The sequence below is a fragment of the Micromonospora sp. NPDC048947 genome (assembly GCF_040649495.1).
GTDB classification, from domain to species: domain Bacteria; phylum Actinomycetota; class Actinomycetes; order Mycobacteriales; family Micromonosporaceae; genus Micromonospora; species Micromonospora alfalfae.
On the sequence record NZ_JBEZFO010000003.1, the window covers coordinates 85,509 to 107,050 of the forward strand.

Annotated in this window: 18 protein-coding genes; 8 read left to right on the forward strand and 10 right to left on the reverse strand. The window is 72.4% G+C overall.

The window, feature by feature from the left end; translation table 11 throughout:
* Positions 1-150: 150 nt before the first annotated feature.
* The 4 genes from AB0B98_RS05885 to AB0B98_RS05900 form a co-directional block, all read right to left on the reverse strand.
* The gene (locus AB0B98_RS05885; protein ID WP_357361198.1) at positions 151-699 is read right to left on the reverse strand and encodes a DUF1062 domain-containing protein; all 549 of its coding nucleotides are present in this window, start codon (positions 697-699) and stop codon (positions 151-153) included.
* Positions 700-921: 222 nt separating this feature from the next.
* Positions 922-1,983, reverse strand: coding sequence for a Gfo/Idh/MocA family oxidoreductase (locus AB0B98_RS05890; protein ID WP_357361199.1), 1,062 nt, complete (start codon positions 1,981-1,983; stop codon positions 922-924).
* Between the two features lie 101 nt (positions 1,984-2,084).
* Positions 2,085-2,750, reverse strand: coding sequence for a response regulator transcription factor (locus AB0B98_RS05895; RefSeq protein WP_357361200.1), 666 nt, complete (start codon positions 2,748-2,750; stop codon positions 2,085-2,087).
* The gene (locus tag AB0B98_RS05900) at positions 2,738-4,030 is read right to left on the reverse strand and encodes a sensor domain-containing protein (RefSeq protein WP_357361201.1); all 1,293 of its coding nucleotides are present in this window, start codon (positions 4,028-4,030) and stop codon (positions 2,738-2,740) included. The genes AB0B98_RS05895 and AB0B98_RS05900 overlap by 13 nt, the downstream gene beginning before the upstream one ends.
* 162 nt (positions 4,031-4,192) lie before the next feature.
* On the opposite strand from AB0B98_RS05900, the gene AB0B98_RS05905 reads away from it, so the two are divergent.
* The 3 genes from AB0B98_RS05905 to AB0B98_RS05915 all read left to right on the forward strand — a co-directional run bounded on the left by AB0B98_RS05905 (position 4,193) and on the right by AB0B98_RS05915 (position 7,363).
* Complete coding sequence (locus AB0B98_RS05905) at positions 4,193-4,888, forward strand: SDR family NAD(P)-dependent oxidoreductase (RefSeq protein ID WP_357361202.1); 696 nt, start codon at positions 4,193-4,195, stop codon at positions 4,886-4,888.
* Positions 4,882-6,516 carry an MFS transporter gene (locus AB0B98_RS05910; RefSeq protein WP_357361203.1) on the forward strand — a complete coding sequence of 545 codons (1,635 nt, stop codon included), beginning with the start codon at positions 4,882-4,884 and terminating at the stop codon, positions 6,514-6,516. Before AB0B98_RS05905 ends, AB0B98_RS05910 begins: the two co-directional genes overlap by 7 nt.
* A gap of 79 nt (positions 6,517-6,595) precedes the next feature.
* A complete protein-coding gene (locus AB0B98_RS05915) occupies positions 6,596-7,363 on the forward strand; it encodes a TetR/AcrR family transcriptional regulator (RefSeq protein WP_357361204.1) in 768 nt (255 codons plus the stop codon).
* A 9-nt stretch (positions 7,364-7,372) separates the two neighbouring features.
* On the opposite strand, the gene AB0B98_RS05920 is transcribed toward AB0B98_RS05915, so the two are convergent.
* The gene (locus AB0B98_RS05920; RefSeq protein ID WP_357361205.1) at positions 7,373-8,191 is read right to left on the reverse strand and encodes a helix-turn-helix transcriptional regulator; all 819 of its coding nucleotides are present in this window, start codon (positions 8,189-8,191) and stop codon (positions 7,373-7,375) included.
* A gap of 131 nt (positions 8,192-8,322) precedes the next feature.
* Here AB0B98_RS05920 and AB0B98_RS05925 point away from each other — a divergent pair, with 131 nt between their 5' ends.
* The 3 genes from AB0B98_RS05925 (at position 8,323) to AB0B98_RS05935 (ending at position 12,740) form a co-directional block, all read left to right on the forward strand.
* Entirely contained in the window at positions 8,323-9,264 is a 942-nt protein-coding gene (locus AB0B98_RS05925) for an SDR family NAD(P)-dependent oxidoreductase (protein WP_357361206.1), read from the forward strand.
* A gap of 96 nt (positions 9,265-9,360) precedes the next feature.
* A complete protein-coding gene (locus AB0B98_RS05930; RefSeq protein WP_357361207.1) occupies positions 9,361-10,563 on the forward strand; it encodes a low temperature requirement protein A in 1,203 nt (400 codons plus the stop codon).
* A gap of 8 nt (positions 10,564-10,571) precedes the next feature.
* Complete coding sequence (locus tag AB0B98_RS05935) at positions 10,572-12,740, forward strand: hypothetical protein (protein ID WP_357361208.1); 2,169 nt, start codon at positions 10,572-10,574, stop codon at positions 12,738-12,740.
* Between the two features lie 41 nt (positions 12,741-12,781).
* Here the strand turns inward: AB0B98_RS05935 and AB0B98_RS05940 are convergent, their stop codons facing one another.
* From AB0B98_RS05940 to AB0B98_RS05950, 3 genes are all read right to left on the reverse strand, one after another.
* Positions 12,782-13,180 (reverse strand): hypothetical protein, encoded by a 399-nt coding sequence (locus AB0B98_RS05940; RefSeq protein ID WP_357283365.1) that lies wholly within the window; start codon positions 13,178-13,180, stop codon positions 12,782-12,784.
* Positions 13,177-13,626 carry a hypothetical protein gene (locus AB0B98_RS05945; protein ID WP_357283369.1) on the reverse strand — a complete coding sequence of 150 codons (450 nt, stop codon included), beginning with the start codon at positions 13,624-13,626 and terminating at the stop codon, positions 13,177-13,179. The genes AB0B98_RS05940 and AB0B98_RS05945 overlap by 4 nt, the downstream gene beginning before the upstream one ends.
* Positions 13,627-13,991: 365 nt before the next feature.
* On the reverse strand, positions 13,992-14,870 hold the full coding sequence (locus tag AB0B98_RS05950) for an alpha/beta hydrolase (RefSeq protein ID WP_357361209.1): 879 nt from the start codon (positions 14,868-14,870) through the stop codon (positions 13,992-13,994).
* Between the two features lie 138 nt (positions 14,871-15,008).
* On the opposite strand from AB0B98_RS05950, the gene AB0B98_RS05955 reads away from it, so the two are divergent.
* Positions 15,009-18,329 (forward strand): BTAD domain-containing putative transcriptional regulator, encoded by a 3,321-nt coding sequence (locus AB0B98_RS05955; RefSeq protein ID WP_357361210.1) that lies wholly within the window; start codon positions 15,009-15,011, stop codon positions 18,327-18,329.
* Positions 18,330-18,441: 112 nt separating this feature from the next.
* Positions 18,442-20,016 (forward strand): Na+/H+ antiporter, encoded by a 1,575-nt coding sequence (locus AB0B98_RS05960; protein WP_357361211.1) that lies wholly within the window; start codon positions 18,442-18,444, stop codon positions 20,014-20,016.
* Between the two features lie 7 nt (positions 20,017-20,023).
* Here AB0B98_RS05960 and AB0B98_RS05965 read toward each other — a convergent pair whose 3' ends face one another.
* Positions 20,024-20,767, reverse strand: a complete 744-nt coding sequence (locus tag AB0B98_RS05965; RefSeq protein WP_357361212.1) for an amino acid ABC transporter ATP-binding protein — start codon at positions 20,765-20,767, stop codon at positions 20,024-20,026.
* Positions 20,764-21,540 (reverse strand): amino acid ABC transporter permease, encoded by a 777-nt coding sequence (locus AB0B98_RS05970; protein ID WP_238669308.1) that lies wholly within the window; start codon positions 21,538-21,540, stop codon positions 20,764-20,766. The genes AB0B98_RS05965 and AB0B98_RS05970 overlap by 4 nt, the downstream gene beginning before the upstream one ends.
* Between the last annotated feature and the right edge of the window lie 2 nt (positions 21,541-21,542).

The window sequence follows — 21,542 nt, forward strand, 5'->3', positions numbered from 1 at the left end:
CGTGATCCACTCGACTTCGGTGAAATCGCGGTGTTGGAGGCGGTCTGACACCGCGTCTTCACGGAAACCGAGTCGATCAACGTGCTGGTCACTAAAGGAACTGCCAAGGGCCTGCCCGGCGTCGTGCCGGACAGGCCCCCACAGGGCGGGTCAGCGCTTGAGCGTGAAGGCGAAGTCGCCGGAGAGCTTCCCGCTCAACCGGAGCGCCGAAACCACCTTCCCCTCCGTGATCAATCGACCGACTTCGCCCCGTGACAGACCGAAACCGTCAGCGATCAGTCGGGTCGGCCGGACCGGGATCCGCGCCGCGTTGCGGACCGCGACGTCGATCACGTCGAGGTCCAGGTGATCCGATCCGCCGGTGTCGAGACGCCAGGCGTCGTCCCAGTCCAGGGCGAATCGGTTGCGGTGCTGGACGTCCGGATCCTCAAGCAGTTCGGCGATCAGGCCGCGATCGTTGGCGTGGAGCCGGTCCAGCAGCTCGGGTGGGATGGTGCGCACCGTCATCCGTTCCAGAACGGTGAGCTTCGCCGTCTCCCCGCACACGGTGCAGAGCACGAGAAGCCAGACGTCGATGAGCTTGTGGTTGGCGTTGACCCGGAACTTGCCGCTCGCCCGAAGGCATCCGGAAGCGCACGCGTGGCAACGGCGGCGAACGATGGGCAGGCAGGTGGGCACGACGGCCCAATGAATGAGCACAGAGGTACACCGGTTTCAGTGAGAAAGTCCGCAGCAAAAAGGAGCGCGGCGCAAAGGCGCGACGCGCGACAGATCAGCTCTCGGGATGTCTCACAGGGTGTACAACGGCACGTCCTTGCCTAGACGACCTGGTTGCGCAGCACGGTAACGGCGCACGGCGGCGCCGCTCCACCGGTTTTCGCGTACGCGTCAGGAGCCCGGGTGGCGGGAGGTGCGAACCGCTCAGGCGGTCGGGACCGGCAGCACCACGCCCTCGGCCGCCGACTGGTGGGCCAGCTCGATCAACTCGACAGTGTGGACGGAGTCCCGTGGGTCCACCGGCATCGGCGCGCCGTCGCGCAGCGCAGCCGCCACCTGGGCGTAGAAGCTCTGGTACGCGCCGGGTTCGGTCGGCACCGGCCGCAGGTCACCGTCGACGCCGAGCAGGCCGTAGCGGTCCGGCGGTACCTCGCCCCAGCCCGGCTGGTCCGGTCGGCCACCGTCGTGCAGCGCCGCCTCCTGCACGTCCAGCCCGTAGCTGGTGTAGCCGGCCCGATCGCCCAGCACCCGCAGACGCGGCCCGAGCTGAGCTGTCACAGCGCCCATCCACAGATGTGAGCGGACCCCGTTGGCGTGGGTCAACGCCACGAAGGCGTCGTCGTCGACGGCCGCCCCCGCGCGGCGACGGTCCACCTCCGCGTAGACCCGCTCGACAGGGCCGAACAGCTGCACCGCCTGGTCGACGAGGTGGGCGCCGAGGTCGAAGAGGGCACCGCCGGCCTCCTCCGGACCGGCGAGCTCCCGCCAGCCCGGCTTGATCGTCGGACGGAACCGCTCGAACCTCGACTCGAAGCGCAGCACCTGCCCCAACTCGCCCTGCTCGACCAGGCGGCGGACGGTCAGGAAGTCGCCGTCCCAGCGCCGGTTCTGGAAGACCGTCAGCGGCACCCCACGCTCGGTCGCCTCGTCGATCAGCACGCGGCCCTCCGCGGCGGTCGGGGAGAGAGGCTTGTCGACGACGACAGGCAGGCCGGCGGCGAGCGCCGCGCGCGCCATCGGCACGTGCTGCCGGTTCGGCGTCGCCACCACGACCAGGTCCAGGGCATCCGGGGTACGCCACAACTCGTCGGCGTCGTCGACCAGGCGGGCGTCCGGGAAGTGCTGCCGCGCCTGCTCGCGTCGCTGCGGATCACGGGTCACGATGGCGTCGAGCCGCAGCCCGGGAGTCGCGGCGATCAGCGGCGCGTGGAACACCCGGCCCGCCAGCCCGTACCCCAGCAGACCAACCCGCAACGCCTTCGCCATGCCGTGCCCCCGTCTGGATGGTCGGCGCCCTGACCTGGCGCCGTACCGCTGAGAAGAATCTACGCCGAGGGCGGTCGGGCCCGATCTCGGCCCAGCGCCGGTCAGGTCACCGAGTCGGCGCGCAGGTAGGTGAGGACCGCGAGCACCCGCCGGTTGGTGTCGTCGCTGGGGGGCAGGTCGAGCTTCAGCAGGATGTTGCCGACGTGCTTGCCGACCGCTGCCTCGCTGACGTGCAACCGACCGGCGATCGACGCGTTGGACCGCCCCTCGGCGAGCAGCGCCAACACCTCGCGTTCCCGGGCGGACAGCGCGGCGAGCGGGTCGCGGGGGCGGTGCAGAAGCTGCCGGACCACGTCCGGGTCGATGGCGGTGCCGCCGCCGGCGACCCGGCGCAGCGTGTCGACGAACTCGGTGACCTCGGCGACCCGGTCCTTGAGCAGATAGCCGACACGCTGGCCGTCGCCGCTGTCCAGCAGCGCCGCCGCGTACCCGGTCTGCACGTACTGGCTGAGCACCACGACCGGGAGGTCCGGTCGCTCGGTGCGCAGCGTGACCGCCGCGCGCAGCCCGTCGTCGCGGCGGCCCGGCGGCATCCGAATGTCGGTCAGCACCAGGTCCGGTTGGTGGTCGCGGGCCGCCGCCAGCAGATCCGGTGCGGAGCCGACGGCCGCGCACACGGTGAAGTCGAAGCGGGTCAGCAGCGCGACCAGACCCTCCCGCAGCAGCACCTCGTCCTCGGCGAGCACCACCCGTGTCACCGACGACATGGCAGCTCCACCCGGACCACTGTAGGCCCGCCGGGCGGGCTGGACAGCAGCAGCCGGCCGTCCACGGCGGCGACCCGGTCGGCGAGCCCGGTCAGGCCGCTGCCCCGGGCCGGGTCGGCGCCGCCGTGACCGTCGTCGGTCACCTCGACGACGAGGTCACCGCCGGCCAGGGTGAGGCGTACGTCGGCGCGGGTCGCCCGGGCGTGCCGGGCCACGTTGCCCAGCGCCTCGGAGACCACGAAGTAGGCGGTGGTCTCCACTATCTCCGGCAACTCGTCGTGGAGGTCGGCCTGCACGGTGACCGGGATGGTGGCGGCGTCGGCCAGCTCGCGGACGGCGCCGGCCAGGCCGAGGTCGGTGAGGCTCTGCGGGCGGATGCCGTGCACCAACTGCCGCAGCATCACCATCAGACCCCGGGCCTGGTCGTGCGCCACGGCGAGTGGTCGGGAGGCGGGGGAGTCCTCGGGTACGTCCAGCCGGGCCAGCCCCAGCTGGAGGGTGAGGCTGGTGAGCCGCGGCTGTGCGCCGTCGTGCAGGTCGCGCTCGATGCGGCGGCGTTCGGCCTCGTACGCGCCGACCAGTCGGGTGCGGGAGCGGGTGACCTCGCGCAGCGCCGCAGCGTCCACCGGGTGGGCCAGCAACCACCGGGCCACGGCTGCCTGGAGCGCGGCGAGCAGACCGATGGCGTACCAGAGAACCGGGATCAGCAGCACCCCCACTATCGCGTACGGAATGGCTTCGCCGGTGCTGTCGATCGGCTGCCAGATCACCACCGGCTGGTTGGCGTCGCCGGCCAGCCAGGGGCTGGAGATCATCCCGAGGTCGAGCAGCACCAGCACCAGGAACACCCAGTACGCGACCGGCGTGAACCCGCCCAGCCAGAACAGGTACGCCACCTCCCGCCAGGTGGCGGCGCTGCGGTAGCGGGCGGTCAGGCCCGGCCACGGCGACGAGGGCAGTGGACGGTTGTCGACGAGCCGGACCCGCCACCGCTCGACGGCGGCCACCGCGAAGCTCAGAAGCGGGGCCAACCCCAGCAGGACGATGCTGCCGGTGATCAGGAACAGCATCAGCGCGATGCTCGGCGGACGGCCGTGCTGCCGGAGCGTACTGACGACGGGCAGCATGGGTCCGCCGATGACGAGCAGCCCGACGCCGAGCACGCCGGCGATCGGCACTGTGGTCACCAGGTAGGCCAGCGCGCGCCAGGGCCACGCGGAGACCAGCCAGCGGCGGCGGCGTAGCGCCTCGGCCAGGTGCGAAGGGTGTTCCGTGGTCATGCAGCAGACGCTAATCGGGAGCGACCGGGTGCCCCAGCCGTCCAGATCCACTCTTCGGGGTATGCCCAGCACTACCGGAAAAGGGGTGTGCGGGGTCCGGAAACGGGAAGAACGCGCCGTCACGCGCCCCGCGTGGCCTGTGCTGGCGGCGGCTGGAGAGACATGGGTGCCAGAACCTTCGTGGTGGTCGGCGGGACCAGCGGTCTCGGCCTCGCGGTGGCCCGACTGCTCGTCGACGAGCATCAGGTGGTGGTGTTCGGCAACGTGCCGGCCGAGGTCGCCGCCGTGACCGACGAGCTGGGTTGCGACGGCGCCGTCTGCGACATCTCCTCCTACGAGCAGGTCCGCGACTCCTTCGCCAAGGTGGTCCAGCGCTACGGCGCGATCGACGGGGTGGCGGCCTGCGCCTCCATGTGGGCGGGCGGCGACCTGGGGGACCTGTCGGTGGAACACATCCGCCGGGCCGTGGAGATCAACGTTCTGGGCATCACGTACCTGCTGCGGGAGGCGGTGCAGCACCTGCACCGGCAGGGTCACGGCAACGTCGTCTACATCGGCGCGCTGGCGCTGGCGGCCCCCCGGCCCGGCATCCCCGTCTACCGGGCCACCAAGAGCTACGGCAACAGCCTTGTCGATTCGCTGGCCGAGGCCCAGCACAGCAACCGGGTGAAGGTGATGCAGCTGCATCCCGGGCCGATGCCGACGCGGCTACAGGAACGGGTGGGCGCCGAGTTCCTGGACGAGGTGTACGCCATGCCCGAACAGGTCGCCACCGAGGTCGTCCGACTGCTGCTGCTCGAACCCGACGACCTCTACGTCTCCGGTGAGCGCGTGCTGCGCGCGGATGGGCGGTGGTGACTGCCGCAGCCGGACCCGCCGACCGTCCGGCCTCGGCCTGGGCGCCGCTGCGGACGGCGGTCTACCGCAACCTGTGGCTGGCCCTGCTCGCCGCCAACATCGGCACCTGGATGCAGACCGTCGGCGCGCAGTGGCTGCTGATCAACCATTCCAACGCCTCCACACTTGTCGCGTTGGTGCAGACCGCCAGTCTGCTGCCGGTGCTGCTGCTGGCGTTGCCCGCCGGGGTGCTGGCCGACAGCTTCGACCGCCGGCACCTGCTGATCGCCGTGCAGCTGTTCCTGGTGGCGGTGGCGGTGGCGTTGACGCTGCTCACGCTGACCGGCCGGATGCCGCCGGCACTGCTGCTGACCCTCACCTTCGCGTTCGGGGTCGGGCAGGCGCTGACCCTGCCGGCCTGGGCGGCGGTGATCCCGGAGCTGGTGCCGCAGGAGCAACTGCGGTCGGCGTCCGCGTTGGGTTCAATCAGCGTGAACGTGGCGAGGGCGGTCGGGCCCGCGGTGGCCGGCGTGCTGATCGCCCGGACCGGCGTCGCGCCGGTCTTCGGTATCAACGCGGTCGCCTTCGGGATCTTCGCGTACGCGCTGTGGCGCTGGCGGCCCGGCAACGCCCGCGCGGTCGAGGTGCCCGAGCGGTTCACCGCCGCATTGCGCGCCGGCAGCCGCTACGTACGCCACTCGCCGACCGTTCGCCGCCTGTTGCGCCGTGCGCTGGTCTTCGTGGTCCCGGCCAGCGCACTGTGGGCGTTGTTGCCGTTGGTGGCGAGTCGGCGGCTGGGGCTGGGCTCCGGCGGGTACGGGGTGCTGCTGGCCGCTCTCGGTGTGGGCGCCATCGCGGGTGGCGTGCTGCTGGCGGTGATCCGCACCCGGCTGTCGGCCAACCAGCTCCTGCTGATCGCCGGGGCGCTGTTCACAGTGGCGCTGACAGTGGTCGGCACCGTGCGGGCCGTGCCGCTGGTGCTGCTCGCCCTGCTGCCCGCCGGGATGGCCTGGGTGACGGTGCTGGCCAATGTCAACGCCGAGATGCAGCTCTTCCTGCCCAGTTGGGTACGGGCCCGGGGCCTTGCCGTCTACCAGGTGTGCTTCGCCGGTGGCCAGGCGGTCGGCGCGCTGCTCTGGGGGTTGGTGGCCGAGATGGCCGGGCTGGTCCTCGCGTACCTGGTGGCGGCGGTGCTGATGCTGATCGGCACCCTGACGAGTCGGATCTGGCCGCTGCCGGACCTGCGGTCGGTGAACCGGGAACCGGCGGCGTACTGGCCGCAACTGCACCTGGCGCGCGAGCCGGACCCTGGGGTGGGGCCGGTGCTGGTGACTGTGCAGTACACAGTCCGGCCGGAGCGGGCCCAACGGTTCCTGGCGGCGATGGACCTGGTGCGTGGCGCGCGGCAGCGGACCGGCGCGATGCGCTGGGGGCTGTTCCGCCCGGCCGAGACGGTGGACCGGTTCGTCGAGGTGTACCTGGTGCCGTCCTGGGACGAGCACCTGCGCCAGCACGGTGGCCGGTTGACCGGTGAGGACCGCGCGGCCGAGCAACGGGCCCGGGAGCTGACCGACGGGGAGCCGGAGGTCCGACACCTGGTGCCCGCCGCCGCCGGTCCGACGCTGTCCGACGACAGCGAGGCGCTCTGACAGCGCGCGGGGACCGGGGAGCAGCCCGCCGACCGTGCGGGCGTACTGCGTACGGCTGCGTTGTTAGGATGGCCGCACCATGGCTAGTGAGCGCAAGGCGACCGCGGACCCGGCCCGCAGCCTGGCCCTTCTCTGGCGCACCCGGGAGCCGACCAGCCGCAGCGCCGGTCCGGCGCTCAGCGTCGACCGGATCGTCCGGGTCGCTGTCGACATCGCCGACGCGGAAGGGCTCGACGCGCTGACCATGCGCCGGGTCGGTGAGGCGCTGGGGGTCGGCACGATGTCGGTCTACACCTACGTGCCGGGCAAGGCCGAACTCGTCGCCGTCATGATCGACACCGCGTACGGCGAGATGCCGCGCCCCGCCGTCGAGGGCGACTGGCGGACCAGGCTGGAACGGATCGCCCGCGACAATCTGGCGCTCTACCAGCGGCATCCCTGGATGCTGCGGGCCGAGACGACCCGACCGGTGCTCGGCCCGCACCTGATGGCCAAGTACGACTACGAGCTCGCCGCGATCGTCGACATCGGGCTCACCGACGTCGAGGTCGACGCGGTGCTCACCCTCGTGCTGGGTCATGTGAAGAGCGCCGCCCGGGCCGCCTCCGAGGTGGTCGACCTGGAGCGCGAGACCGGCATGACCGAGGGTCAGTGGTGGCAGTCGCACGCGCCCTGGCTGGAGACCTTCCTGAAGCCCGGCGCCTACCCGACCGCGTCCCGGGTCGGCACCGCGGCCGGCCAGCAGCACGGCGCCGCGTACGGCCCGGAGTACGCGTTCGAGTTCGGTCTGCAACGTGTCCTCGACGGGATCTCGGTGGTGGTCGCCGAGCGGGCGGCCAACCGGTAGCCGGCGACGCTAGCGTGCTGCCCGTCGGGCCAGCCGGGCCAGCGAGCGCGCCGACGGGGTGCCCGGCTCGGCGTGGTAGACCACCAGCGACTGGGTGGTGCCGCTGATCGTGAGCTTCTCGTAGCGCAGCGCCAACTCGCCCAGCTCCGGGTGCTGGAACACCCGCACTCCGCCGCCCGCACGGGCCGTGACGTCGTGCCGGGCCCACAACCGTCGAAATCGTTCGCTGCCGGCCGTCAGCTCCTCCACCAGCTCGACCAGGCGGGGGTCGTCCACCTCGGGGCCGACCTGTGCGCGCAGGCCGGCCACCGCGTTTGCCGCGACGGCCGTCAGAGCCGGGTAGAGCGCCGGCACGCTCGGGTCCAGGAAGACCGCACGCAGCAGGTTCACCCCAGCGCTGAAGATCGGCGCCAGTGCGGTAGCGGCGGTGTTGGCGAAGAGCACGTCCAGGTGCCGACCGTGCACGAAGGCGGGCGTCTCGGCCCAGGAGCCGACCAACTGCCTGATGCCCACCGGCACCCGCTCCGATGGTCGCGCCGCCCGGCGGGAAGGCACCGGCCGGGCCAGACCGTGCAGGTGTGCCGCAGCGTCCGCGTCCAGCCTCAACGCGCGGGCCAGCGCCTCGACCACCTGTGTTGACGGGTGCCGGTCACGTCCCTGCTCCAACCGCAGGTAGTAGTCGGCGCTGATGCCGGCGAGCAGGGCGGCCTCCTCGCGCCGCAGGCCGGGCACCCGCCGACGGCCGTGCGCGGGCAGGCCGACGTCACCCGGCCCGATCAGCTCGCGCCGGGCACGCAGGTATTCGCCCAGCGGGCCGGCCGTGCTCACCCGCCCATCGTAGGAGCCACCACCGACCGCCCTGCCTGGTCCTGCCACTACCAGGAAAAGCAGGGAACCGGCTAGCAGCTGCCACGGGGGTGACAGTGTCGGGGTAAGCGTGATCGAGAGACGGGACAGCAATGACAGAGCGCATCACCACCCCCTTCGGTTTCGCCTCGACCGCCGACGAGGTCATCGCCGGGGTCGACCTGACCGGCAAGCGGGCCGTCATCACCGGCGGTGCCGCCGGTATCGGCATCGAGACGGCCCGTTCGCTCGCCGCCGTCGGCGCCGAGGTCGTGCTCGGGGTCCGTCGGGTCGCGGCGGGCGAGCAGGCCGCCGCCGACATCGCGGCCAGCATCGGCGCGGAGCGGGTCACCGTCCGCGCCCTGGACCTGGCCGACCAGGATTCGGTACGCCAGTTCGTCGCCGGCTGGGACCAGCCGCTGCACATCCTCGTCAACAACGCGGGGATCATGGCGTTGCCCGAGTTGGAGCGCACCGCCGAGGGCTGGGAGATGCAGTTCGCCACCAACTTCATGGGGCACTTCGCGTTGACCGTCGGCCTGCACGACGCCCTCGCCGCGGCCGGCGGCGCACGGGTGGTGTCGGTCAGCTCCAGCGGCAACCTCTTCTCCCCGGTGATCTTCGACGACCTGCACTTCGCGTTCCGGCCGTACGACCCGCTGCTGGCCTACGGGCAGTCCAAGAGCGCCGAGGCCCTGCTCGCCGTGGAGGCCACCCGCCGCTGGGCCGGCGAGGGAATCTACGCCAACGCGCTCAACCCGGGCGCGATCGCCACCGGGTTGCAGAAGCACACCGGTGGGCTCAAGTCGCCCAAGGAGATGCACAAGACCCCGCAACAGGGCGCGGCCACCTCGGTGCTGCTCGCGGCATCCCCACTGCTCGACGGCGTCGGCGGTCGCTACTTCGAGGACTGCACGGAGGCACCGGTCGTCACCGAGCGACCCGCTGACTACAGCGGCGTGGCCGCGTACGCGGTCGACACCGGCAACGCCGAGCGGCTCTGGAGCGTGGCGTCCGACCTGATCTCCGAGCGGACAGTCACCACGGGCCGCTGACCCGGAGGGTCGGGCTCGCCGGAACCCGCCCGTACCCGGTCGTGCAGGTGGTACGACTGGGTCGGCGGTGGCCGCTGCGGGCCCGGAAGGATGGCGATGGCGAACGGGCTTGCGGAACGGTTGCTGCAACGGCGGGAGAGTCCGCACAAGGCGTCGTTCCTGGAGCTCTTCTTCGACCTGGCGTTCATCTTCGCGCTGACCCGGCTGTCGCGGGCCCTGCTCGACGATCCCAGCCTCAACGGCGGTTTCCAGGTGTCGCTGATGCTGGCGGCGCTCTGGTGGGTGTGGTTCGTGACCGCCTGGTCGGCGGACTGGTTCGACCCACGGGCCCCGCTGATCGTCGCACTGCTGCTCTGGGTGATGTTCGGCGGCCTGCTGATGGCCGCGGCCGTGCCCACCGTGTTCGACGGACACGCCATGGTGTTCGCCGTCGCCTATGTGGCCATTCACCTGGGTCGGGCGGCGATGCTGATCCCCGCGCTGCGCGGGCATCCGCTGCAACTGCGCAGCCTGCGGGTGGCGGTCTGGTTCGCGATCTCCGGCGTGCTCTGGGTGGTGGGGGCGGCGGTGGCCCCGGCCCAGGAGGTGCTCTGGGCCCTGGCCCTCGTCATGGAGTACACACTGGCGCGGGTGCGCTGGCCGTTTCCCTGGCTCGGGCGGAGCACCTGGCCGGAACTCCGGGTGAACGGCTCGCACCTGTCCGAGCGGTACCAACAGATCTTCATCATCGCCCTGGGCGAGCTGATCCTGATCTCCGGCGTCACCTACAGCCAGTCCGGTCTGGACCGGGACAGCACCGTGGCCTTCGCCCTGGCGTTCGCGACAGCGGTGGCCCTGGCCCGGCTCTACCTGGTGCCGGCCGGCGGGCGGCTGGGCGCCAGGATCGAGGCGGAGGGCCCGCCCGGCAGCAAGTTGACGCTGATGGCGGGCTACCTGCACCTCGTCATGATCGCCGGGGTGCTGGCCACCTCGGTGGCCATGGAGATGACGATCGACGATCCGGGCGAACGCGACTCGGGGCAGTTGGCGGTTGGCGTCATCGGCCCCGCGCTGTTCCTGACCGCCCGGATCCGGCTCGCGGCGCTTGTCGACGGCAGCCGGCCCTGGGCGCGCCTGGTCGGCGTGCCGGCCATCATCGTGGGCGGGCTGGCCAGCGTGCAGTTCTCGCAGCTCGTCAGCAGCGCCGTCGTCGCCGGAGTGCTGCTGCTGATCGTCCTCCTCGACGCGATGCCGGGACTGTGGCGGTTCATCAGCGAGTCCGCGGAGAGCGACCAGCCCGACCAACGGCGATCCGGATAGCTGCCCCGATGCCGGAGCAGAGACCGCCACACGCCGACCAACAGCGACGACATGACGTTGTGGAGTTGCGGGTGCACGGCGTCTCCGGGGCGGACCCCACTGTCATCCTCGACCAGCCGCAGGTTCGGCAGGTCGCCGGCGACGGCAGCGGGGGCTTCCACCGGGCCGCCCGCTCGGGCGGCGTCGGCCCGGACGGGGTGACGGTTGAGGCGTACCGCTGGGGTGATCTGCCCACCGGCACCGTCGGCCGGACGCTCGCCATGGTCTTCCTGCTGCCGTTCATGCTCAGCAACGTGGCGGTGTGGATGCGCCCCACCGGCCGCCGCCGCGCCGCCGCGGTCAGCGTGCTGTGTCGGCTCCTCGCGCTCAACCTCACAGTGCTGTACGTGGTGTCCATCGCCGGGGTCGCCCTCGACCTGCTCGCCTGGCGGTGCCTCGGCGCGTCCCGCTGCCGCCCGCCCTTCGACACCATGGGCGGGCTCGACGGCCGGCACGTCGGGCAGCGGCTGGCCGTGTTGGCGCTCCTGCCGATCGCCGCCATAGCGGTCCTGCGCCTCCTCGGCACCCGGCGGCCAGGTCCGGCCGACAACCCACTGTGGGCGGTGGAGCCGCTGGTGCATCGACTGCGCGCGATCCATGTGGCCGCGGCGCTCGCCGTACTCAATGTCGTGCTGCTCACGGCCCGTCGCGCCAGCGGCGCGACGTTCTCCACGACGCTGCTGCTGGCGCTCAGCGCGGCGGTGCTGCTGGCCTGCGTTGGTCTGCTCGCCACTCCGGGGATGATCGACCGGGCGGCTACCGCGCGAACTGCCACCTGGACCGCCCGCACCGCGGGTGTGGTGGCGGCCGTCCTGAGCGTGACGACCCTCATCACAGTGGCCAGCGACCGGCGGGACTGGTCGTCGGCGGGCGGACTTCCCGGCTACGGCGGGATCGCCGGCGGGGCGCTGCTCGGCCAGATGGTCTTGTTGGCGCTGCTCAGCGGGGCGGTGCTGGGGCACCACGGTCGGGTGGGCGGCCGGGCCGCGCTGCCGGGTGGCCTGGGCGCGGCGGTCCTCGCCGCCCTCGCGGTCGGCCTGACCGGCGCGCTCTCCGCCGGCCTCGTCTACCAGACGGGGGAGTTGCTCGGTGGCTACCGCGCTGACGGTGGGCCACCGCTGCCGTACCGCTGGACGCTGCTGGCCTTCTTCCTGCACGTGGTCGCGGCGGTGCTGCTCTGCGGCGCGATGTCAGTGGTGTCGCGGCGGCGTCGGCGGCGTGCGGCGGCGGCGATCACCGCTCGTGACTTCCCGGTGGTGCCGCCGGAGGCGGTCGGCCGGCTACGGCTGACGACGAAGACCATCGCCCGGGCGCGGTTCACCGAGTGGTTGGGTCTGCTGGCGGCCACGTACGCGGCGCTCGCGGTGGTCGGAGTGACCACGAGTCTGGTGGGGGGCACCGGACGCGAACCGGAGGAGTTGACCCGGCACCTGCTCGGGCTGCCGGCCGGCGCCGTCCAGATGGGGCTCAGCGGGGGCAGTTACCTTCTGGCGGCGTTGTTGCTCACGCTGGTGACAGGTGGCGTGTTCGCCTATCGGACCGCGTGGTTTCGCCGGCATGTCGGCATCCTGTGGGACCTGGGCACCTTCTGGCCCCGGGCCGCGCACCCGTTCGCCCCGCCGAGCTACGCCGACCGGGCGGTGCCGGAGTTGGCCGACCGGATCAGCCAACTGGCCGAACGACACGACGGGGTGTTGCTCTGTGGGCACAGCCACGGGTCGGCGCTGCTCGCCCTCGCGGTGCTGCGGCTGCCCCCGCGGGTACGTCAACGGGTCGCACTGCTCACCTACGGGTCACCGCTGGACCGGCTGTACGCCCGGCTCTTTCCGGCCTACCTCAACGAGCAGGTGCTGCGCGAGGTGGGGGAGCGGGTCGAGTGGCGGTGGATCAACCTCTGGCGGGATACCGACCCGGTCGGCGGCTGGGTCTTCGCCGCACACCGCCCCGGCGATCCGGCCCCCGATCCGGCCGATCCGGCCAGCCAGGTCGACCGCCGGTTGCGGGACCCGGCGCACCTGCTGGCGGCACCGGGGGAACGGTGCGCGCCGCCGCTGCGGGGGCACCATCCGGGCGAGACCGACCCCGAGTTCCGGGCGGCGCTGCGCGAACTCACCGAACGCCTTCGTGGTGCCGGCTGAGCCGGCGGCCGTGAGTCGGGCCGTGCGGGACACCACTTCCGTCAATGGTCCATCTCGGGAATCCGGTCGGACTCCGCCACCGTCATCCGGACCTTGCGCAGCGTGGCGTCGGGGGCGCGGATCGCGGTGCGCCAGCGATCCAACGTCCGGGTGAGCACCCTGACCACGAACTGCAACTGGTTGACCTGTTCGCGGAGCGTGCCCAGCTCGGACCGGGCGCTGAACGCCTCGCCCTCCAACTGGGTGATCCGGGTCTGCAACGGCTGCACGAGCGTGAGGGCGGCCTCGGTGAGCGTGTCGGCGGCATCGGCCTTGAACTTGCCCCTCTGCGCCACGACGGTGGCGATCGCCGCCAGGCCGGTGCCGCCGCCGAGGATGCCGAGCACGCTGAGCGCCACCTGCACCCAGTGCGGTGCGGTTGGCGCGGGTGCGGTAATCACGTGACACCTGCCTGCAACTGTTCGTAGGTCACAAATTCGCACGCACGGGCCAGGCGACGAAGGTCGATAGCGATCTGCGTGGCCCGCCAGAGTGACCCGACGGTCACCGCCATCACGAACGACGTGGCGACGATGGAATTCCTGCCCGACATGACCAACACGGCTACCGCGTACATGCCCGTGATCGTGCCGAGCACCAGCACCGACGCGAGTTCGAGGCCGAGCCCGGTGGAGAGCCGGCCGGGCCACAGGATGCCCAGTAGTCCACCCACGCCCACAGCGATCAGACCCAGCTCCCAGGCGACCTGGATGGGCTCCGGCATCGACACCTGAACTGACGTCGGCCGGACATCGAGGGCCATCATCAGGATGCCGCAGAGCGGTGCCGCGGCCAGGACAGCGATCTCGTACGGCTGGTGACGGGATCGGATTCGTAGGGTTCCCACGGCAACTCCTTGGTCGAGGACCGGCGTCCGGCAGCGCTCGGTGGACCAGTGCCGTTCGGTGGGTCGCGACGTCGAGGCGCGGTTCGTGCGGCCAAGCCCGGTGGTGCGTTGCCTGTGGACGGTCGTTGGGCGAGAAGATGGAGCGACACGACGTCGTTGGCTGCCGGTATCTGCCTGTGTAGCACCGATGACCGGTTGCCGTCCACCTGGTGCAGCGTCGCGTTCCTGCAGGTCAGAGCCCGTTACTGGTTGGTTTTGCACATCGGGCGGTGAAGCGCGGCGACCCGGCCCGCACGCCCGGCCTATGACGCCGAGTGTCGGATATCTTGCTCAAGGTGAGCGTGCTGGGCCGGGCCGCCGATCAATCAACGGGCGAGCAGGGCGCGTAACGCCCGGAGCACCTCGGCCGGGGCCTCCTCCGCCATGAAGTGTCCGCAGGTGACCGTCTGGTGGTCCAGGTCCGGCGCCCAGGCCCGCCACACCGCCGCCGCGTCATAGCCCAGCGCCGCGCCCCAGTCCTGTTGGAGCACCGTCACCGGCATCCGCAGCTGATTGCCGGCCGTCCGGTCAGCGGCGTCGTGGGTGACGTCGATCCCGGCGGACGCCCGATAGTCGGCGACGATCGAGGGAACGGCGTCGCGGGACGCGCGCAGGTACACGGCCCGCACCTCCGCCGGCAGGGCCTGCGGATCACGGGTCCAGACGTCCAGGAAGTGACCGAAGAAGGCGTCCGGGCTGCCGGCGATCAGCTCTTCGGGCAGGCCGGGCGGCTGCGCCATCAGGTAGAGGTGAAACGCCACAGCGGCGCTGGCGCCGTGCAGCACGTCCCACATGTCCAGCGTGGGTAGCACGTCGAGCAGGGCCAGGTGACTGATCGCCGCCGGATGGTCGAGGCCGGCGCGGAACGCGACCAGGGCGCCCCGGTCGTGCCCTGCCAACGCGAACCGATCGTGACCGAGCGCGCCGGCCAGCGCCACGATGTCGGCGGCCATGGTGCGCTTGGCGTACCCGGTGCCGTCGGTGTCGAGGGGCTTGGCGCTGTCGCCGTAGCCGCGCAGGTCGGGACAGATGACAGTGTGGTCGGCGGCCAGATCGGCGGCCACGTGCCGCCACATGAGGTGGGTCTGCGGAAAGCCGTGCAACAGCACGATGGCCGGCCCGGAACCGCCCACTGCGGCGTTGAGCGTCACGCCGTCGGCGACTGTGACGCGTCGGTAGTCGAATCCGTTGATCTTGGGGTCCACGGGGAACCTTCCTGGTGAGCAGTGCCGGCGGGGCGGGTGGGCCGTCGCCGTCGTACCGCACCGAGCCTGCCCGGCGGTGATCAGCAGCCGGTCAGCGTCGGATCAGTGCCGGCCGGGCCACCGGCCTAGATTGGTGCCATGACCAGGCAGCTGACGGCGCCCGTCGCGGTGACCTTCGGCGTGCTCGGGCCGGTGATCGCCGCGACCGAGCGCGGCCCGGTCCCCCTGCGGGGACACCGGCAGCGCCTGGTGCTGGGCCGGCTGTTGATCGCCCACGGTCGGGTGGTGCCGGTGGATCGTCTCGTCGACGACCTGTGGGAGGTCGCGCCGGACGGCGCGCTGGGCGCGATCCGGACCTTCGTGGCCGACCTGCGCCGGGCCCTGGAACCCGACAGACCACCCCGGCAGCCGCCCCGCATCCTGGTCACCGAGCCACCCGGGTACGCGCTGAAGGCCGCCCCGGACGCGGTGGACGCCGGACGGTTCGAGGTGGCCGTCGGCGAGGCGGCCCGGCTGCTGGCGGCCGGACGTCCCGCGCCGGCCCTGGCCGCGCTGGACGCGGCGCTCGGGCTCTGGCGTGGGCCCGCGTACGCCGACTGCGCCAACGAGTCCTGGGCGGTAGCGGAGATCAACCGGCTGGACGAGCTGCGGATGCTCGCCGTCGAGCGGCGGGCGGAGGCGCTTCTGGCGGTGGGTCGACCGGACGAGGCCACCGCGGACCTGCCGGAGCACCTGGCCAGCCATCCGCTGCGCGAGGACGCCTGGAGGCTGCTCGCGACGGCCCGGTACCGCGCCGGCCGGCAGGGCGACGCGTTGGCCGCGCTGCGGGAGGCCCGCCACGTGCTGGTGACCGAGCTGGGCGTGGACCCGGGGCCCGAACTGCGACGGCTGGAAGCCGACATCCTGGCCCAGGCGCCGCACCTCGCCCCGGACCTCGACCGGGCCACCACCCCCGGCCTCGGGGAACCCGTTGCACCCGTCCAGGCGGAGCAGCGCCCGTTCGTCGGCCGCGACGCCGAGCTGGAGCGGCTGCGGCGCGCCGCCGAGGCCGCGTCCCGCCGCCGCCAGCCCACGCTCGCCCTGCTCAGCGGCGACCCGGGTGCCGGCAAGACGGCGCTGGCCGAGGCCCTGACCCGGCGACTCGCCGCTGAGGGCTGGGTCACCGCGTGGGGGCGAAGCCCGGAATACGAGGGGGCCCCACCGGCGTGGCCGTGGACCCAGATCACCGACGCGCTCGCCGGGCCCGCCGCCCCCGCCGCCGCCCCCGCCGTCGTCGCCGACCCGGAAGACGGTTCGGCCGACAGTTCGGCTGACCCCGCCACCGTGCGGTTCCGTCGACACCGCGCGGTGGCCGCACTGATCTCGACGGTCGCCGACCGCGAGCCGGTCCTGCTGGTCCTCGACGACCTGCACCGCGCCGACGGCGACACCCTGGACCTGCTGACCGCGCTGCTCACCGGCCCGCAACCGGCCAGCGGGCCGGTGCTGATCCTCGGCACCTACCGGGCCACCGAGATCAGCCCGGAGCTGACCGCCACCCTGGCCCGCGCCGCCGGGCTGGAACCGGTCCGGGAGTATCTTGCCGGCCTGCCCGCGTCGGCGACCGGCGAGCTGGTCGGCGCCATCGTCGGGGCGCAACCGGACCCGGCCACCGCCCGGGCGATACACCGGCGCAGCGGCGGCAACCCGTTCTTCGTCCGCGAGCTGGCCCAGCTGTTCGCGAGCACGGGGCAGGCGGGGTTGGCCGCCGTGCCGCCCGGGGTACGTGACGTGATCCGGCACCGGTTGGCGCAGCTGTCCGCCTCGACCCGTACCGTGCTGCGGCAGGCGGCAGTGCTCGGTCGGGACCTCGACCCGGACGTGCTGGGTGCGCTGGCCGGTGACCCGACGGCAACGCTGGACGCCGTGGACCGCGCCCTGGCGGCCGGGTTCCTCACCGAACGAGAGTCCGATGGGCGGCTGCGCTTCACCCACATCCTGGTCCGCGACACGCTCTACGCCGACCTGTCCGCGCCGCGCCGCGCCGCCTGGCACGCGGCCGTCGCCGAGGTGCTGCGACAACGGGAACCCGTCGAGCCGGCGGCCCTCGCGTACCACCTGCTGCGCGCCGGCGGGCCGGCCCACGCCGCCGAGGCGTCGACATACGCCCAGGTGGCTGCCGAGCGGGCCGAACGGGGCGGCAACCCGCACGAGGCGGCCCGCCTGTGGGGCCAGGTGATCGAGGCGTACGACAGCGCCGGCGGGGTCGAGCCGCGTGGGCGGGTGACAGCGCTGCTCGGCCTGGGGCGGGCGGTGGCCGTGACGGGCCGGCTGGCCGAGGCGCGGCTACGGCGTGCCGAGGCGATCACCGTCGCCGAGTCCACCGGCGACCCCGTGCTGATCCAGGAGGCCCTAGCCGGCTTCGACGTGCCCGCCAGTTGGACGCGCAACGACGACGACCTGCTCTCCGGGCACATCGTCCGAGCCGCCGAACACGCCCTGACCGCGCTCGGCCCGACCGGCTCGGCGCAGCGCAGCCGGCTGCTGAGCACCCTCGCGCTGGAGCTGCGCGGCACCACACATGATCGGGGCCGCCGCGCCGCGGCCGAGGCCGAGACGATCGCCCGCGACATCGGTGACCCCGGGCTGTTGGCCTTCGCGCTCAACGCCCGCTTCATGCACGCCTTCCACAGCGTCGGTCTGGCCGACGCGCGGGCCCGGATCGGCGTGGAACTTGTCGAACTGGCCGCCCGGAACCACCTGGTGACCTTCGAGGTGCTCGGCCACCTGGTCCTGGTCCAGGCCAACTGCGCGCTGGCCGACCGGCCCACCGCCGACGCGCACGCCCGCGCCGCCGACCGGCTCGCCGACCGGTACGACCTGCCGTTGGTCGGTGTCTTCACCCGGTGGTACGCCGCGCTGCGCCTGGCGCTCGACGGCGAGTCGGACGCGGCGGCGCGGGCGTACCGCTCGGCTGCCGACAGTGTGAGCGCCGACGGCATGCCGGGGCTGACCCAGGGGTTGCTCCCGCTGGCCCTGCTCGGTCTGCGGCTGGCCGACACCATCGGCGGGGACCGGCCGACCGCCGGGCTCGGCGCGGACGACTGGGCGGACCTGGACTGGGGTCCGCACGAGCCGTGGGTCCGACCGTTGCTGCTGGTCGCCGCCGACGAGCGGGACGCCGCCACGGCCGCCCTGCTGGCGCTTCCCGAGGGGCCGCACGATCTGCTGCGGGAGGTACGGCTCTGCCTCGTCGGTCGGGCGGCGTGCGCCCTCGACGACCGGGCCACGATGAGCCGGGTCCACGCCGAGCTGCTGCCGGCCGCCGACGAACTGGCCGCCGGCAGCGGGGTGCTCACCGTGGGCCCGGTGGCCGGGCACCTCGCCGACCTGGCCGCCGCACTGGGTCGGCACGAGGAGGCAGCCGAGCACCGTCGTACGGCTCGTGCGGTGACCGCGCGCGCCCGCGCCACCGCCTGACCCGACCCGAGGCCACGGCGACTTGCCGGTTTCCGCCGGAACCCACCGGCGGGTGCGGTCAGATGGAACCACCGGCGCGTGCACCGTCGGCAGTGGTCCGAGGGGGGTACGCGTGGAGGCGCTCATCCTGATCGTGACGCTGGGCGTCACAGTCCTCGTCGGCACCACTCTCGGCGGCCGGTACCGGGTGGCCCCGCCGGTTCTGCTCATCGCGTTGGGCGTACTGCTCGGACTCACGCCGCCGCTGTCCGAGGTCAGCCTGGAACCCGACCTGGTCCTGTTGATCTTCCTGCCGGCGATCCTGTACCGGGAGAGCCTCACCATCAGCCTGCGGGAGATCCGGGCCAACCTGCCCGTGATCGGGCTGCTCGCCGTGGTGCTGGTGGTGCTCACCATGGTCACTGTGTCGTTCGCCGCGCAGGCGTTCGGGGTGAACCCCGCCGCCGCCTGGGTGCTCGGCGCGGTCCTCGCGCCGACCGACGCCGCCGCGGTCACCGGCCTGGCCAAGCGGCTGCCCCGGAAGCTGCTCACCACCCTGCACGCGGAGAGCCTGATCAACGACGGCACGGCGCTGGTGGTCTTCGCGGTGGCGGTGGGTCTGCTCAGCCACAGCGCCGACCCGGGCGTGCTGGGCGTCGGCGAGGAGTTCGTCGGCGCCAGCGTCGGCGGTGTGACAGCCGGTCTGCTGGTGGGGGCCGCCGTGGTGCTGATCCGCAAGCGGCTCGACGATCCGCTGCGCGAGGGCGCGTTGAGCGTGCTGACACCGTTCGGTGCCTTCCTGCTCGCCGACTCGGTGCACGCCAGTGGGGTGCTGGCGGTGGTGGTCGCCGGCCTGGTGCTGGCCTACGCCGGCCCACGGGTGATCCGGGCCCGGTCCCGGGTGCTGGCGTACGCGTTCTGGGACCTGTCCACCTTCCTGATCAACGGCGGTCTGTTCGTCCTGCTCGGCACGCAGATTCCCCGCGCGGTGCGGGGCATCACCAGCACCTCGCCCGGGCGGGCGCTGGTGATCGTGCTGGTGGTCACACTGGTCGTGATCGGCACCCGCCTGCTCTTCGTCTACCTGACCGCACAGTCGGCGCGGCTGCGGCGCCGCCGGATCATGGACCCGAGCCAGGGGCCGTCCGCCTGGCGGGTGGGGACCGTCGCGGGCTGGTCCGGTTTCCGGGGCGCGGTCTCGCTGGCCGCCGCCCTGGCCGTTCCGACGGTGATGGTCGACGGTCGACCGGTGGTCGAACGCGATCTGATCATCTTCGTCACCGCGCTGGTGATCGTGCTGATCATGCTGCTTCAGGGCACCACACTGCCGTTGGTGGTCCGCTGGGCCGGGCTCAGCGGCGACCCGGAACGCGTCGACGAGGCCCGCAACGCCCGGCGGCGCGCCACCGAGGTGGGCCTGGCCGCCCTACCACGGGTCGCGGCGGAGATCGGTGCCCAGGATGACTCGGTGCGTCGGCTGGAGGCTGAGTACCGGCGGCATCTGGAGGACCTCAACGAGAGCGGCGGGAGCACCGCCGAGGAGCGCCGGTTGGAACGCCGACTGCGCCTCGGTGTCCTCGCCCACAAGAGGCGGGAGGTCACCCGACTGCGCGACAACCGGGAGATCGACGACCTGGTGCTCCAGGAACTCCAGGCCGCGCTGGACAACGAGGAGATCCGGCTGCTGGGGCGAGGACCCAACGAGTGACCGAGGCTCAGAGCACCTGGTCGAGGAACCGGCGAAGCCGCTGATGCTCGGCCCGCTCGAAGATCGCCTCGGGTGGGCCGGCCTCCAGCACCACGCCCCGGTCCATGAAGGCGACGGTGTCGGCTACCTGCCGGGCGAAGCCCATCTCGTGGGTCACCACCACCATCGTCATGCCGGCGGCGGACAGGTCGGCCATCACCCCGAGGACGCCCTTGACCAACTCCGGGTCGAGCGCCGAGGTGGCCTCGTCGAAGAGCATCACCTCGGGCCGCAGCGCCAGCGCGCGGGCGATCGCCACCCGCTGCTGTTGACCACCGGAGAGCTGCGCAGGGCGGGAGTTCGCCTTGCCGGCCAGCCCCACCAGCTCCAACTGGGCCCGGGCGACGGTCTCCGCCTCGTCCGCACCGAGCTTTCGCAGCCGGCGCAGCGCCAGCGTGACGTTGCGCAGCACGCTCATGTGCGGAAAGAGGTTGAACTGCTGGAACACCATGCCCACCCGCTGCCGCAGCGCGTCCGGGTCGTCGCCCAGCACGCTGCGCCCGTCCAGCAGCACGTCGCCCCGGTCCGGTTCGATCAGTCGGTTGATGGTGCGCAGCAGTGTGGACTTGCCCGACCCGGACGGCCCGATGACGCAGGCCGTCGCGCCCCGCGGCACCGAGAGGTCGACGCCGCGCAGCACCCGGTTCGGTCCGAAGGCGAGGTGCACGTCGCGTACGTCGAGGCTGACCGAGGTCTTCGTGGCGGTGGTCATCGCCGATCTCCTTCCGTCGCGGCGTACGACGGGATGTCGTCGTCGTCCTCTTCGGTCGACACGGTGGCCGGCCGACCGTTGCGCAGCCGTCTGTCGATCCAGTTGACGACGTGCGTCAGCGGGACTGTCAACGCCAGGTAGCAGAGCCCTGCCAGCAGCAGTGCCGACTCGTTGCCGGTGGTGGCCGCGTAGTCCTGCCCGATCCGGAACAGCTCCCGCTGGCTGGCCACCAGGCCGAGGAAGTAGACCAGGCTGGAGTCCTTGATCAGTGCGATGAGCTGGTTCACCCAGGCCGGCAACACCCGCCGGATGCCCTGCGGAATGATCACCAGCCGCATCGAGTCGGCCCAGGAGAAGCCGAGCGCCCGGGAGCCCTCCAACTGGGCGGCCTCCACCGACTGGATGCCCGAGCGGAAGATCTCCCCGATGTACGCGGCGGCGATGAGCGACAGCGCCAGGATGCCCAACGGGTAGGGATCCGGCCCCCAGACCTGCATGCCCAGCGGGGCCAGCCCGACGCCGATCAGCAGGATCGTCGCCGCGGCCGGCAGCCCCCGGAACACGTCGGTGTAGACCCGCGCCGGCCAGCGCAACCAGCGGCTGCGGGAGATGCCCGCGACGGCCAGCAGCAGGCCCAGCACCGAGCCGAGCAGGGCGGCGGAGACCGCCAGGATCAGCGTGTTGGGCAACCCGACAGTCAGCATCTCGGGCAGCGCCTCGCGCATCGCGTCGGCGTCGAAGAAGGTCTCCCACAGGGTGCTCAACGGATCCATCG